Source organism: Rhizobium sp. P40RR-XXII (assembly GCF_012641405.1).
Classification (GTDB): domain Bacteria; phylum Pseudomonadota; class Alphaproteobacteria; order Rhizobiales; family Rhizobiaceae; genus Rhizobium.
Genome location: NZ_JABAII010000033.1, coordinates 22618 through 36948 on the forward strand (window position 1 = coordinate 22618; position 14331 = coordinate 36948).

Consider the following 14331-nt stretch of genomic DNA (forward strand, 5'->3'; position numbering starts at 1 on the left):
GGCTCGACCAGATTCAGAATCAAGGGGTCATTCTTCGAAGCTTCCCGGATTGCCGGTCGCAAGGTCTATGCTAATGAATGCCAGTCGCTTGGGCGCGTATGGACATACCCGCCCCCCACATCCGAAATCAGCAATGGTTTGATGAGAAACGGTTGCAGCCTTTAGAAGCTCTGCTTTCGTTCCAGCCCAAGATAGCCGGCCCTGCGGCCTTGTTCCATTGTAGGACGGCCACTGCTCGCTATTCCGGCTTTTTGAGTCGCACGCCGGCGCCACCACCATTTTCCGGAATGAATTCAACGCCGGCAGCCTCCAGAGCTGATTGCATCGCCTTCAAATTTGCATTTGTGATGGACGGTACACCATCTTCGACTTCGGCGCGGCTCACTGTCGCGACACCAATCCCTGCTGCTTTTGCAAGATCTTTAGCGCTCCACCGAATCAAAGCGCGTGCGGCACGCACTTGTGCGCCGGTGATTTTGTTGGTGTCATGTGATTTCGAATTGATCAACTTGATCTCGTGTGATACGTACGTGTGATTACTTGCAGCTGCATCCGGTGCTGGAACACCGAACGCAGCCTGACCACAACCAAGCTTATGGGAGCTCGGATCATGGCTGATTCCGACAATAGCAGAACTTTGCCTCCGGTCACCCGGGGAGACTTCCATTCCTTCGTAGCGGCGTCTTTACCCACATATCCGGAGCTTTCCGACTCGATAAGCACATCGCCGGACGACTGCGATGACGATCCCGCGTTCCGAATCTGGCGTGAATGGTGCGTCGCACGGCAACAGCTGATCGAATCGTGCGTGCGACAGCAGCGGCTCGAAACCCAACTCTTTTCGATGGTTGGCTCACCGCTGGACGCACCCGAAGCCTGGGAAGCTGCCGACAAGGAGATTGGATATAGCGAGGCCTTAGAGGAGGAGGGGCGTGCGCTAGACGTGGAAAATGGAGTCGCCCCGACCTTATGGGACACGCCGGCGTCTTCGGTCGCTGGCGCTATCGCCAAACTCCATGCCGTGGTCAACAAATGGCAGCCATCCGCTACCAGTGATGAATATCCCTGGCCGCAAATCCGATCTGTCATGGCCGACCTATTGAGAATTGACGCGGAGATGTCCCGTCGTGGAAACAGACCTTATCAGATTTCCGCCTCCGAAACCCGGAGGGAATTTCAAGATGGTTAGCATGGGCATCCAAGCAAGACGTCGTCCATTCGGCCTGCCGTCTGATGGAGCGACGGCGCTCGATTATTTGTCCCCATCGATCTTGAAGAAGTCCGTCACTTCAAGTTCGAGCGCGGTCGCGAGCTTTTCCAGCATCTCAACGGTAGGGTTGTACTTTTCACGCTCGATCATGCCGACATAGGTGCGGTGGACATCCGCTAGGAAACCCAGCTGCTCTTGAGATAGTTTGCGGCTATTTCGCGCCTTCCGCAGATTTCGCGCGACAATTTCTCGGGTTTTCATACCCGTAGTGATTACGCTTTGTAGCGTATTCATCTACAGAGTATACTCTACAAAACATAGGCGGCCTTGTCGTCGAGGCTGTCGCTCCAGCGAGTAATTCGCAGCGGAATCCGTTCCGGCGTGGCGACGCCGCGGCGCCAAAAACTCAAAAAAGGGAACTGCTTAATGAAACTTGGGAATCTATTTCGTCTGCTTTTGCTATCGATGTCGCTGATCTCACTTACATGCTGGCCCGTTCTGCCGGGGTCTGCACAAGCGCAGGAGCTACGGATCGCAACGTCGTACAAGTTGATGACGCTCGATCCGCATTATGCAAATCTCAACGAAAATACCTCGCTGCTCTCCCACATCTATGAGCGGCTCGTTTATCAGGACGAGCACCTTGACCTGAAGCCTAGCCTTGCCGTCTCCTGGCGCGCGACGTCCGACACGCAATGGGAATTCAAGCTCAGAGGAAATGTCCGCTTTCACGATGGCTCGCCTTTCACCGCGGACGACGTCGTCTATACAATCGAGCGCATACGGGATTTTGTGAAATCGCCAAGCGGTGGATTTCGCTCCTATCTGACGGGGATCAAAGCGGTCTCGGCGCCTGATCCTCTCACCGTCGTCATCGATACGAGCGGCAATATCCCCAATCTGCCACTGTCGTTCTCCTCGATCTTCGTGATGCACCGGCCGGGGCAGGGGTTCCAGACGACAGACGAGCTCAACGCCGGTCGGCCTCCCATTGGGACTGGTCCTTACAGGTTCGAGAGCTGGAGTTCCGGCGAGATGCTGAAGCTCACGAGGAACGAGGATTATTGGGGCGCAAAGCCGGCGTGGAAAGAGGTTGCGTTCCGGGTGATCGAAAGTCCCGCGGCTCGTGTGGCGGCATTGACCACCGGGGACGTCGATGTTGCCGATGCCATTCCGGCCCGAGACGTGGCGTCCCTGAAGCAGCGCGGCGCCAGGATCGCCAGCATCAGTGCGGCGCGGATCAATTTCCTCCAGTTCGACGTGGAAAGAGAGACGCTTCCCGGCGTGACAAACAAAGCGGGCGAACCGATACCTAATCCCTTCAAAGATGTCTTGGTGCGACGTGCGCTTGCGATGGCAACGGATCGCGGAATTCTCGTCGAGAAAATCCTCGCCGGCTACGGCACCGCTGCGGCTCAGGTTTTTCCAAGCGGCCTGCCAGGCACTTCGGCCAATCTGAAGCCCGAGGGTCCGCATTATGATGAAGCGAAAGCACTTCTCGCAAAGGCTGGCTTTCCGGACGGCTTCAACCTTGTGCTTGCGGGACCTACCGGCCGCTACCCTGGCGACGGCGAGAGCCTCCAGGCGATCGCGCAAAGCTGGGCCCGCATTGGCGTAGCCGTCCAACCCGCCGCCTTCCCGTTCTCCGTTTTCAATACAAAGCGCGCAGCGGGCGACTATGCCGTCTGGTACGGCGGCACCTCCGGCGAGGCGGTCGACATCATTCTCGATGCCCTGCTAGCCTCGCCAATTCCCGACCGTGGAACCGGAGCCTTGAATTTCGGGCACTATCGAAACCACGCTTTTGACGAGATGCTCGCAAAGGCAGAAAGCGTTCAAAATGGCCCGGAGCGGAACAAGGCACTTGCCGACGCAACAGATTTCGTGATGGCGGACCAGCCGATCATACCCCTCTATCACTTTCATCACATCGTTGGTTACGGCCCCCGGGTTGCCTCTTATGTAATGCACCCCCGCGGCTGGACCACCGCGATGCAGACACTTCCCGCGACGGAGTAAGCGATCATGGCCATGATTTCATTTGCATTGGCACGGCTCAGTCAAGCCGTTCTTCTCCTCCTCGCCATGTCATTGATCGGCTTTATCGGCATTCACAGCATCGGAAATCCGGTCTTCAACATCGTCAACATCGAAACCGCAACGCCACAGGATATCCAGCACGCCACGATCGCACTGGGGCTAGATCAGCCGATCTGGCGCCAATACGGTCTTTTCCTCAGCAACGTCGTCCATGGAAACTTCGGAACCTCTTATATTTATCATCAACCGGCCCTTGCGCTGGTGATGAATAAGCTGCCCGCGACGCTGGAGCTCGCATGTCTCGCGATGCTCATCGCGGCTCCGGCCGGCACGGGAGTGGGACTCCTGGCCGGCCGGAGGAGGGGCAGGCTGTTCGACCGGACAGCCCTCAGGTCAAGCGTGTTTGCATTGAGCATTCCGTCCTTCTGGCTGAGCATGATGCTGATCCTTTGCGGTGCCATTCTGACCGGCTGGTTTCCATCCGGCGGAAGGGGTGCCACGGCAAGCCTCATCGGGCAGGAATGGAGTGTTCTGACCACAGACGGCCTGTGGCATATGATCCTTCCCGCGCTTGCGCTCGCGATACCCAACATCGCGTTGATCGCACGGCTTTCGCGGTCGGGCACCATCGAGGTCGAAAGCCAGGATTTCACGCGGTTTTGCCGTGCCAAAGGACTTTCCTCGCAAAGGATCCTGCTCCGCCATACCCTTCCGAACATCAGTGTTCCGATCATGACGATCATCGGCCTGCAATTCGGCGGCATGCTCGCATTTGCGGTGGTCGTTGAATCAATTTTCTCATGGCCTGGTGTCGGAAAACTCCTGATCGACTCCATCCAGCTCCTCGACCGCCCGGTGGTGATGGCAACGCTGACCTTCATCTCCGTCGCCTTCGTTGCGCTGAATGCCTTTGTCGACCTCTTCCACGTCGTGCTCGATCCGCGCGTGCGCTTGGCCTCATAAAGGTAAACCGCCATGAAAGCAGAAATTCTCCGGGCGCTGAATAAGCGTCCCCCTCGGCAGATGCTGACGCCGTCCATGCTGCTGCTTGCAACCTATATCCTGCTTGCCCTAGCCGCACCCTTGGTTGCTCCGCAAAACCCCTACGACCCGCTACAGATCTATGGATGGGAAGCATCCTCCCCTCCGGGTGCGTCCGGCAGTGGCGGCTATCCCTATCTGCTCGGAACGGACGGACTCGGACGGGATATCGTCAGCTGTATCTTGTACGGCTTTCGTATCAGCCTGCTTGTGTCGATCACAAGCGCCGCCATCGCCGCCTTGATCGGGCTGACGGCCGGTGTCAGCGCCGCCTATTTCGGTAAGTGGGCCGATGTCGCGATCATGCGGCTGGTCGATCTGCAGCTCAGCCTTCCGACGATCCTGGTCGCCCTGATCGCGATCGTGACACTCGGCCCTGGAATCGACCGGATCATCCTGGCGTTGATCATCGCGCAATGGGCGACCTACGCGAGATTGGCGCGCAGCGTCGCGTTGAGCGAAACGAACAAGTCCTACATGGACGCCGCCCGACTCATGAGGCTGCCGACATCGCGGATCATCTTCCGCCACCTGCTGCCGAACAGCATCGCGCCGGCCGTGACCTTGATACCGATCGAAGTCGGGCATGCCATAGCCCTCGAAGCAACTTTGTCCTTTCTTGGGCTGGGCGTCCCGATCGACAAGCCGTCACTAGGCTCCACGGTCGCAAACGGGTTCCAGTATCTGCTGACTGGCCAGTACTGGATCAGCCTTTTCCCCGGCCTTGCCCTGTTCGGCCTGATCGCAAGCATCAATCTCGTGGGTGAAGACATTCGACGCCGCCTCGACCCAAGGAGCCGATCAGTATGACGAACGGGCCTAAAAAACCACCGCTGCTGCGGGTAACGAATCTTGGCCTTCGCCGTCTCTCCACGTCCGAACCGATGACGATCCTGAGCGACGTCAGTTTCGAGCTTGGACGCGGCGAGATCCTCGGAATTATCGGCGAGTCGGGTGCCGGAAAGTCGACATTGGGCAATGCCGTCCTCGGTTTGCTTCCTTCAGAGTTTCAGCGGATATCCGGCATGATCGAACTCGACGGCAAGTCCATCGACAGCATGGAAGCAGACGAGCGGGACACCCTGCGCGGACGGCGAATATCTGCCATCTTTCAGGATCATACCGCTTCCCTTGATCCGCTGATGACCGTCGGCGCGCAGGTGCAGGAAACGATTCTGGCGGCCGATGGCTGTGTCACAAGGCGCGAGGCACGCACGCGCGCTGTCGAGCTCCTGGCCCGCGTCGGAATTCCCGATCCGCAGGACCGGTATGGCAATTATCCCCATCAGTTCTCCGGGGGGCAAAGACAACGAGCGGTCATCGCGATCGCTCTGGCAGGCTCTCCTGACATCATTATCGCCGACGAGCCAACTTCAGCCCTGGATGCCACGGTCCAGAAGCAGATTTTGAAGCTCCTTCGATCCTTGGTCGATGAGACGGGTATTTCCATCATTCTGGTCACCCACGACATGGGCGTGGTCTCGGAGATAACCGACCGGGTCCTTGTCATGAGAAACGGCCAGGTGGTGGAGCAGGATCGCGCGCAGCTCATTCTCGATAGGCCCACAAACGACTATACGCGCAGCCTGCTTGCCGCGGTCCCACGGCTGCGAATATCGACTGCGACGGAGGGGGTGCCGGCCAATAACACGGCGGCCGTTTCCCCGGAAGCAGCGAAGGGCGGCAACAAGTTTCTTGTCGCAGCGGATGTTTCGAAAGCCTTCTCCACGCAGGGGCTCTCGCGGATGTTTGGCAAGAACACAGTAAAGTTTGCGTTGCGGGACGTGACCATCGCGCTGCCGCCTGGCGCCATCACCGGCATTGTCGGCGAGAGCGGAAGTGGGAAGACAACGATCGGCCGGATCATTGCAGGGCTGGACGCGGCCTCGGCGGGAACGGTCACGATCGCGGGAAACAAATTCGATGTTTCGAAGGCCGGTCGCCGCAACGGCCTCCTCGGCCGCGTGCAGATGATCTTTCAGGACCCCGCGGTATCGCTCAATCCCAGGATGACCATCGGCGAAACATTGCGCGAAAGCGTCCGATTTGGCGCCCATCCGCGTCTCGAAAAAAGACCGGCGGACGTCGAGACTATGATGGACCGGCTCGGCCTCCCCCGAAGCTTTCTTACCCGTCATCCACATCAACTATCCGGCGGCCAGAAGCAGCGCGTTTGTATCGCGCGGGCGCTGCTCGCGAGGCCGCAGATCATCGTTGCGGACGAGCCTACATCAGCGCTCGACGTGTCCGTACAGGCCGAAATCGTCAAGCTGCTGAAGGACACCATCGCGGAGCAAAACATAACAATGATCTTTATCTCTCATGACCTTGCCGTCGTGCAGCAGCTCTGCAGTTCCGTCTACATCTTCAAGGACGGGCGGGTCGAGGACTTCGGGCCTTCCGACTTCGTCTTTTCCCATTCCCCAAATCCCTACACACGCGCGCTCATCGCCGCTCGACCCGCCCGGTTCATAGGCTGAAGAAAGGCTGCAGCCGCGCCGGAGGCTCGGCTTGGACATCCGCCGCGGTCCAGAGATCGGCGCATCTTACCGCCATAGAAGGTGACACATGACTGATAGATTCACGTTGGCCGTCACGGGCCAATCGCTCATAAAATTTGATATTCGCGCCATCCGCGCCCCTGGGTTTCAGGAGGTTCAGGCTCTGCTCGGCCAAGCAGATCTCTCGTTCACCAATTTCGAGGGAACGATCCTTGGAAACTACGGTGGGTGGCCGCTCAAAGGATCGTTTTTCGGCTGTAGCGATCCCGTTGTTCTGGATGCGCTTCAGGCGATGGGGTTTGGGGCGCTTTCGCTTTCAAATAATCATGCCTTCGATCTAGGCCCGTCCGGAGTGCTTTCCACCATAGACGAGGTTGAGAAGCGAGGCTTCCTCCATGCGGGGCTCGGGCGTAATCAGACCGAGGCATTGAGGCCAAGCATCGGAGCAATTGCCGGGCGACGTGTCGCCATCGTCGCGATGGATGGCGGTCCTGGACCAGGCTTTATGTACGCCGCGAATGCAGACATAAATCGGCCAGAGCGGCCAGGTGTTAACCGGCTGGACTTGTCGCAACGCATTGAGGTCGACCAGGCGGTATTCGATCTGCTTCGTTCTGTGCGGGATAAAGTCGGCTACACGGCGATCGATCTCACCAATGACAGTCAGCCGGATGATCCGCCGTTTGTCGATCCGCACGAGGAAGTCGCGATTGCGCGCGCGATCTTCAAGCGATCCGAATCTTTCGGCCGGAGCGTCAAGATCGATGAGCACGACATCTCACGCAATCTCAAGGCAATTGCCGCCGCTGCTAGTGAGGGCTGCCTTGTCATAGCTTATCTGCATCACCACCACTGGGCTTCCGATTGGTACCAGGTGCCGGAATGGGTCAGCGCCGTTGCTAGACGTTGCATTGACGCCGGCGCGGCAATGTTTGCCAGTCATGGCGCACCGGTCCTTCAACCCATGGAAATCTATCGCCGGCGCCCGATCTTTTATAGCCTCGGCAATTTCATCTTTCATGTCCGATCGGAGAAATCGACATGGCGGGCAACCGAAGTATGGGAGAGTGTTGTCGGCATGTGCTCATACGGCCAAGACAATACGCTCACCGGCATCAACTTCCATCCCATCGTGATCGGCGGAGAGGAGGGATTGAAGAGCCAATTGCTTGAAGGCCGATTGGTGCCACACCGTGCGACTGGCGAAACTGCTGAGAGAATTCTTCAACGATTTAGGAAGCAATCCGCAAATCTGGGCGTACACATCGAAATACAAGATGGAATGGGCGTTCTCAGCGTCTAAGCGGCTGCCTAGGCGTGAGCCAGTTTGGAAAATCTAAATGCAGCCGCGATCGGCAACGGGGAGGGGCTGATGAACGCGGGAACGTTTACTGGAAAGTCCCTTTCGAAATGCATCAACTCCATTCATGACTATCGAGGCAATTGCATGTATTCGACTGAACTGGAAACGACAGACATTCGCGACGAACTTATCGGTCGGTTCTTCCGCTATGTTGCCATAGAAAGTCAGAGCAACACCGCGTCAGCGTCTTTGCCCTCCTCGCCGGGACAGCTTGAACTCGCAAGGCAGCTGGGACAAGAACTGCGCGAGCTCGGCGTTGAAGATGTCGTCATCGACGAGCACGCCATTGTGACGGGAGTAAAGCGTGGCAACCAGCCAGGTGCGCCACGCATCGGTTTCATCGCGCATCTCGATACGGTTGATGTCGGCCTCTCTCCGGTCATCCGGCCGCAGATCATACGCTTCGAAGGGGAAGACCTGTGCCTCAACCCGCAAAAAGACATCTGGTTGCGCGTTGCCGAGCATCCGGAAATTCGCAACTGGCGTGGCTCGGACATTATTGTCGGTGATGGCACCAGCGTTCTCGGAGCGGATAACAAGGCGGCTATCGCAGTCATCATGACCCTGCTCTCCCGGCTAGAGATCTCGCAGCCCCGCGGCGATATTTTCGTCGCCTTCATTCCGGACGAGGAAATCGGACTGCTGGGCGCCAAGGCGCTCGATCTCAACCGCTTCCCTTGCGAATTCGCCTACACCATTGATTGCTGCGAGCTCGGCGAAGTTGTCGTCGAGAATTTCAACGCCGCGTCGGGCGAAATTGTTTTTACCGGCGTCAGCGCGCATCCGATGTCGGCAAAGGGTGTGCTGGTCAATCCGTTGTTGATGGCTCTCGACTTCGTCTCCCATTTCGAGCGGAGTGAAACGCCCGAATGCACGCAGAAGCGCGAGGGCTATTTTTGGTTCAAGGACCTTGTTGCGAATGAAAGCAAAGCTCGTCTTAAGGTGATGATCCGCGATTTCGACAAGGCTGCATTCGACACGCGGAAGCAGCGTATCGCCGATGTTGCGGACCGGATTGCGAAGCAATATCCTTCAGGAACGGTGCGGTACCAAGTCGCCGACACCTATCATAACATCGCGGACTACCTCCAGGACGACAACCGCCCAGCCGAACTTCTGTTCAACGCTTTGGATAGGCTCGGCGTCGAAAAGAAGCTCACGCCGATGCGTGGTGGAACCGACGGGGCGGCGCTGTGCGCGCGTGGGTTGCCCACGCCGAACTTCTTTACCGGCGCTCATAATTTCCACTCACGTTTCGAATTCCTGCCGGTTCCCGCGTTCCAAAAATCCTACGAGACGGCCCTTATGATATGCATACTCGCAGCGGAATCGACGGCGGGAACGCGTGGATGCTGAAGAGCTCATCATAAGCCGACAAAGCCTGGCATTTAACAGAATGATCGCATCAATCTGCACCGGACGTGAGGCTCGGTCACCTCTAATCAGAGGTCGGAGGATGGCTCGGAGTTCGGTTTGACTGTCTTTCTGGTGCTGGATAAGCGCTTTGACACGAGTAGCTCGAATGCTTCTACGCCAAGTATTTTTGCAATGCTATCGACCATATCGATGGTGGGGCTATAGACGCATCGTTCTAGGGAGCTGACGTAAGTGCGATGGACGTCCGCGCGGTGTGCGAGCTCCTCCTGCGACAGCCCCTTGGCGTTTCGCATTGTCCTGAGATTCAGTGCGAAGATCTCTCGAATATTCATAGTTGGAATCATGCGCCTTGCAGTGCATTCATCTACAGAGTATTCTCTACAAACGGCGTGGCGAACGACTTCTAGTTTCCCGAATTCCGTTTGTTCGATCATGTCAGAAGTGATAGGTCTTTCGACCAGCTTGGGTGGATAGCGCGACTACATGGGCCGCATGAGGAATGTCCGAGTGCATCGGCCTGCAGGTTCAAGCCTGATTCATTTTGGATTTTGCGCCGGCTGGAGTGCAGAGGGTTCGCTGTCAGTGGGCACGCACTACCGAGCCTAAGACGGGGGAGAGGAATGGAATCGAACGTCACCACATTAATGGAAAAGATTGAGCTTCGACCTCTGGTAGGGCTCACGCGGGGACTTCCATTGGCCGATCTGGAGGCCCTCACAATCGAAGCCATCCGCGCGCACAGACATCTGGTTGCGAAGGCCGACAAATTGTTTCAGGCACTACCCGACGATTACAAAACAGGAAAAGCGGCCGGTGGCGCCCAGCATCTCGATTCTATCGGGGCAAGCATCGAGATGCACGCGCAGATGAGCGTTGTGAACACGCTGGTCAGTATTCTCGGCTATATCCCGAAGGCGTCGATGAACTGAGGTTCAAATCAGCTTTTTGCGGATGGCAATGGCGATTAGATGCGACGTCGTATGAACATCGAAGCGTTTCTTCGTCTCGGCGAGTTTGACGCGCACGCTGTTATATTTGACGCCCTCTATATCCGCCACTTCCTCCATCGTCTTGCCAACGGCGATCCAGCGAAGATAGGTTGCTTCCCTGGGGTCAAGATAGGCGATGTCCTCGATAGCGGATGTTGTTCGCAGGAAGGCGATGCGGGCATGAAGCTGCGCAACCGCCGCCGCTGCAGCCACGACGTCGATTCCCTTATCGAGGTCGATCGTTGGCTTCTCCGAGGCGAGTGTGAACATCGATGTTGCACCATTGGCCACCTTGACGGGAATGGTGATGCCGGAGCGGATCCCGAAATCGGCCGCGCGGGTGAAAAACGATCGCTCCGCTTTTGAAAGTCGCGACCTCTCCAATCCACCGGGCCATGTGAAGGTTCGCGTCGAAGACTTCGCGCGCATTACGACCGGGTCAAGCCTCGAATAGCTTCGTTCGAAATATTCCGAACGCCATCCTGGAGGATAGTTCGAGATCGCCAGCACATGGCCGGGCTGGATGTTGAGATAGGCATAGCCGCCAAAGCCGATTTGTTCGGCCAAGCCCGCAAGTGCATCCTCAAGGACGCGTTGATCGCCTTCGATTGCACTAAGATCGGTCAGCTTATCCAGCCAGTGCTGCATTCGTGTTCTCCTTGACGTATTGTGGTCCTTGTCGTCGCTGTCCGCTCCGACCGTTGGTCATTCTCCTCCTCGTGTAGACTGCGTCGAAGATAGCGTATCATCTGCAGCTACCAACCGCAGCGTGTCACATTCAGTATAAATGGACAACAGTGCGCAACCGCAGACCCCCTGCAGCGCGTCAAAACTCGGCGGTTTGTGCTGGTTACCGCTATAGTGATGAGTTTGCATCGTTACGCGGCGATGCTAAGGAAAGCTGTGACAGGGGCAGGCGATACGATCGAAGAGATGTCCCGATCAGAACACCGACGAGAACCGGGACAATTCGGACAGCGTTAACGCTGTCCGAACAGGCAGCTGGAAATGCTTAACGCCTTAGCCGCGGCGACCGGGTCCCTTTCTGTGCGGAGGTCAGCAGTAGATCTCATGCATGATGAGGGCAATTCGCGTGAGAAGACAGACGCGGATTCTCATGGTTTGAGTAGGGGAAGACATCCGTCGTTGCATGGTTGGGCGTCGGCAATTGGATATCTCCTAGCGATCATGCCGAACCGTTTCTATCGCCGGAGGAAAATCGAAAGCGGCGGCTAGTTACGATCACTGTTTTTGGCGAGTGCGAACTCTGCGCCAACGGGATCAAGAGGTGGCTTTGAAATCTCGAACCGTTTGATCTGACCGACCAACATCCAATAGCTGATAACCCCACCTATGACATGCAGCCCTACATAGAGGAGCGCGCCGTGAAAGGAGCCTGTTCCCTCAATGATATAGCCGATTGCGACTGGAGTGATCACGCCGCCGATACTGCCTGCGGCATTGAACAGACCGCCAGTCAGGCCGATCGCCTCCTTGGGTGCTGTGTCGGCGACGACGGTCCATCCGAGCGCTCCAAAGCCCTTGCCGAAGAAAGCAGCACACATGATCGCAACGACAATGGTATTTACATCCGTGTAGTTGCACAGAATGATCGTGGAACTCAGGCCGAGGCCGATGGTGATCGGGATTTTCCTAGCTAGACTGAGAGAGCCCGTCTTGCGCAGTAGCCAGTCGGAAAAAAATCCGGTGGAGACGCCGCCGATACATCCGAAAATCGCCGGCAGGGATGCCACGAATCCCGCCTGTAGCATCGAGAAATGTCTTTCCTGAACCAGATAGCTGGGAAACCAGGAGATGAAGAAGGTTGAAAGCGAGGCAATGCAATATTGGGCGAGGAAAATCCCGAGCAGCATGCGATTCGTCAGAATTTGTCGGGCGACCTGCCGGGTAGAGACCTGCACCTGGTCGCCTTTGATTTTCTCGCCTCCGACATCGGTCAATGCTCCGCCTGACTTGATGTAGGCGATCTCTTCTTTCGTAACCCGCGGATGGCGGCTGGGGGCGAAATAAGCTCTCCACCAGATCAGCGCTAAGACCAATCCGATGACGCCCATGACGGAAAAGATATGTTCCCAACCGAAATAGTGGAACAGCGCGCCCATCAGGGGCGTAAAGACCGCAAGCGACAGATATTGAGCCGAATTGAAGATCGCGCCGGCAACGCCACGTTCGTCCGAGGGAAACCATGCGGCGATGATGCGGGCAGAGGCCGGCGTTACCGGTCCTTCCAGGAGTCCCAGCACGAACCTCAACACGTAGAGTGCCACCACCGGATAGGCGAAATATCCGACGCCGCTGACAAGGGTGATCGCGATCGACCATCCGGCTAGAGATAGCAACATAGCCGCCTTGGCTCCCGTCCGATCGACGATGTAGCCCGATGGCACTTGCGCAATGAAGTAGCTCCAGGAGAAGGCCGAAAAGAGCCAGCCCATATTCACGGCGCTGATGCCGAGATCCTTGGAGATCCCAGGGCCTGCGACAGACAGTGTTGCTCGATCTCCCGTGCTGACAGCCAGGATAACCGTAATAAGCGCAAGCACGATGAAGCGCTGGTAGCCGGCCCGGCGGGGTATACCACTTGGCTCGGAGATATGTGTTGTCATCTAGGGAACCTTTCGGGAGATCTGGAGCTCTGCATCGTTCGCTCGTGCCGCTGCGGCTGACTCGAAGAAGGATGGCAACCGCGGACAGGGAGCCGCGGCGCCTAAAGCGTTCTAGCGCTCAATGATCAGTGGCTCGCCGACGTGTGCCTCGTGCGACAGAAATTCGCCGCTAGGTCGTTGAAATAGGCGATGAATTAGCTTTGCATCACGCATCCTCCTCAAAGGCTCCTCAACCTTCCTTCAAACGATTTCGGTTGCCGAATTCTGATGTCGACAGAAATCTGAAATCTGATATACCAGATGTCACAATAACAAGCACCCGTCAACGAGATTCAAAATGATCGAAGCGAAGCAGGGCGTGGCGCGCGAGGCGGCCTTTAAGAAAATCGATCCGGCCTTTCAGGTAACGATGCGCGATCATGTCTATCGTGCGATCAGAAGCGCCATCCTTTCGGGCGCCTTCGCCACCGGCGAGAGGATCAACGAGCGGCACCTGGCCGAGCAATTCGGCGTCAGTACGACACCAATCAAGGAGGCATTGCGCCAGATCGAAACGGAGGGACTTGTCGAGACCCTGCCTCGTCGAGGCGTCGCCATCCGTTTCAGCCCCCAATGGGCGGAGGAGATGATCCTTGCACGTGCGGCATTGGAATCAATGATCGCGCATTTGGCCGCGAAACGCATCGATAAAGCGTCAGGGGCCGAGCTTCTTGCGACCGTCGATATCATGGAAACGGCAACCGCATCCGGGGATGCCGATAGGCTGATCGCGCTGAACGAGACGTTTCACGATCATATCCATCGCAGCTCTCGCTGCGGCTATCTCGCGAAACTCATCGAGCGCCAGCAGTTTTACGATGCAAGCATTCGCCGCATTATTCACCTCGACCCCACTGAGCGGCAGAAGGCCCTCAGCGAGCATGCAAGCATCGCTGAAGCGATTGTCACCGGCGATGCCGATTTGGCGGAGCGCTTGATGCGCAACCACGTTGTCCGCTCGGGCGACACCTATCTCGGCATCGTCTTTGGAAAGCAGAAGAATATCTGAACAGGCCTTAGGAGGTGTGGACTCTTGGGTTTCCAAGGCTGAGCAAATCAGATTCAAGACTGTCTTTTGGAGGCAGTCATGGGTGTTTTGGATCGTCTGATCCTTCGGGACGAACAGTGGGCGCGGATAGCGCAT

14 protein-coding genes are annotated in these 14331 nt (G+C 57.1%); 9 read left to right on the forward strand and 5 right to left on the reverse strand.

Annotated elements, in window-relative coordinates:
- Nucleotides 1–238 precede the first annotated feature (238 nt).
- Entirely contained in the window at nucleotides 239–508 is a 270-nt protein-coding gene (locus tag HGP16_RS32850; protein ID WP_168844116.1) for a multiprotein-bridging factor 1 family protein, read from the reverse strand.
- Nucleotides 509–610: 102 nt separating this feature from the next.
- Here HGP16_RS32850 and HGP16_RS32855 point away from each other — a divergent pair, with 102 nt between their 5' ends.
- A complete protein-coding gene (locus tag HGP16_RS32855; RefSeq protein ID WP_168844117.1) occupies nucleotides 611–1189 on the forward strand; it encodes a hypothetical protein in 579 nt (192 codons plus the stop codon).
- Nucleotides 1190–1252: 63 nt separating this feature from the next.
- Here HGP16_RS32855 and HGP16_RS32860 read toward each other — a convergent pair whose 3' ends face one another.
- Nucleotides 1253–1504 carry a helix-turn-helix transcriptional regulator gene (locus HGP16_RS32860; RefSeq protein WP_246705652.1) on the reverse strand — a complete coding sequence of 84 codons (252 nt, stop codon included), beginning with the start codon at nucleotides 1502–1504 and terminating at the stop codon, nucleotides 1253–1255.
- 132 nt (nucleotides 1505–1636) lie between these two features.
- On the opposite strand from HGP16_RS32860, the gene HGP16_RS32865 reads away from it, so the two are divergent.
- The 6 genes from HGP16_RS32865 to pepT all read left to right on the forward strand — a co-directional run bounded on the left by HGP16_RS32865 (nucleotide 1637) and on the right by pepT (nucleotide 9511).
- Complete coding sequence (locus HGP16_RS32865; protein ID WP_168844118.1) at nucleotides 1637–3229, forward strand: ABC transporter substrate-binding protein; 1593 nt, start codon at nucleotides 1637–1639, stop codon at nucleotides 3227–3229.
- Between the two features lie 6 nt (nucleotides 3230–3235).
- Nucleotides 3236–4213, forward strand: coding sequence for an ABC transporter permease (locus HGP16_RS32870; protein ID WP_168844119.1), 978 nt, complete (start codon nucleotides 3236–3238; stop codon nucleotides 4211–4213).
- Nucleotides 4214–4225: 12 nt separating this feature from the next.
- On the forward strand, nucleotides 4226–5101 hold the full coding sequence (locus HGP16_RS32875) for an ABC transporter permease (RefSeq protein WP_168844120.1): 876 nt from the start codon (nucleotides 4226–4228) through the stop codon (nucleotides 5099–5101).
- A complete protein-coding gene (locus tag HGP16_RS32880; protein WP_168844121.1) occupies nucleotides 5098–6771 on the forward strand; it encodes a dipeptide ABC transporter ATP-binding protein in 1674 nt (557 codons plus the stop codon). The genes HGP16_RS32875 and HGP16_RS32880 overlap by 4 nt, the downstream gene beginning before the upstream one ends.
- Before the next feature lie 88 nt (nucleotides 6772–6859).
- Nucleotides 6860–8095, forward strand: a complete 1236-nt coding sequence (locus HGP16_RS32885; RefSeq protein WP_168844122.1) for a CapA family protein — start codon at nucleotides 6860–6862, stop codon at nucleotides 8093–8095.
- 144 nt (nucleotides 8096–8239) lie between these two features.
- Nucleotides 8240–9511 (forward strand): peptidase T, encoded by a 1272-nt coding sequence (pepT, locus tag HGP16_RS32890; protein ID WP_168844123.1) that lies wholly within the window; start codon nucleotides 8240–8242, stop codon nucleotides 9509–9511.
- Nucleotides 9512–9597: 86 nt separating this feature from the next.
- Here the strand turns inward: pepT and HGP16_RS32895 are convergent, their stop codons facing one another.
- Complete coding sequence (locus HGP16_RS32895; protein WP_168844124.1) at nucleotides 9598–9864, reverse strand: helix-turn-helix domain-containing protein; 267 nt, start codon at nucleotides 9862–9864, stop codon at nucleotides 9598–9600.
- Nucleotides 9865–10152: 288 nt separating this feature from the next.
- On the opposite strand from HGP16_RS32895, the gene HGP16_RS32900 reads away from it, so the two are divergent.
- The gene (locus HGP16_RS32900; RefSeq protein ID WP_168844125.1) at nucleotides 10153–10461 is read left to right on the forward strand and encodes a transcriptional repressor TraM; all 309 of its coding nucleotides are present in this window, start codon (nucleotides 10153–10155) and stop codon (nucleotides 10459–10461) included.
- Between the two features lie 3 nt (nucleotides 10462–10464).
- Here HGP16_RS32900 and traR read toward each other — a convergent pair whose 3' ends face one another.
- On the reverse strand, nucleotides 10465–11169 hold the full coding sequence (traR, locus tag HGP16_RS32905) for a transcriptional regulator TraR (protein ID WP_168844126.1): 705 nt from the start codon (nucleotides 11167–11169) through the stop codon (nucleotides 10465–10467).
- Nucleotides 11170–11753: 584 nt separating this feature from the next.
- The gene (locus HGP16_RS32910; protein WP_168844127.1) at nucleotides 11754–13148 is read right to left on the reverse strand and encodes an MFS transporter; all 1395 of its coding nucleotides are present in this window, start codon (nucleotides 13146–13148) and stop codon (nucleotides 11754–11756) included.
- 337 nt (nucleotides 13149–13485) lie between these two features.
- Here HGP16_RS32910 and HGP16_RS32915 point away from each other — a divergent pair, with 337 nt between their 5' ends.
- On the forward strand, nucleotides 13486–14196 hold the full coding sequence (locus tag HGP16_RS32915) for a GntR family transcriptional regulator (RefSeq protein WP_168844128.1): 711 nt from the start codon (nucleotides 13486–13488) through the stop codon (nucleotides 14194–14196).
- Nucleotides 14197–14331 lie beyond the last annotated feature (135 nt).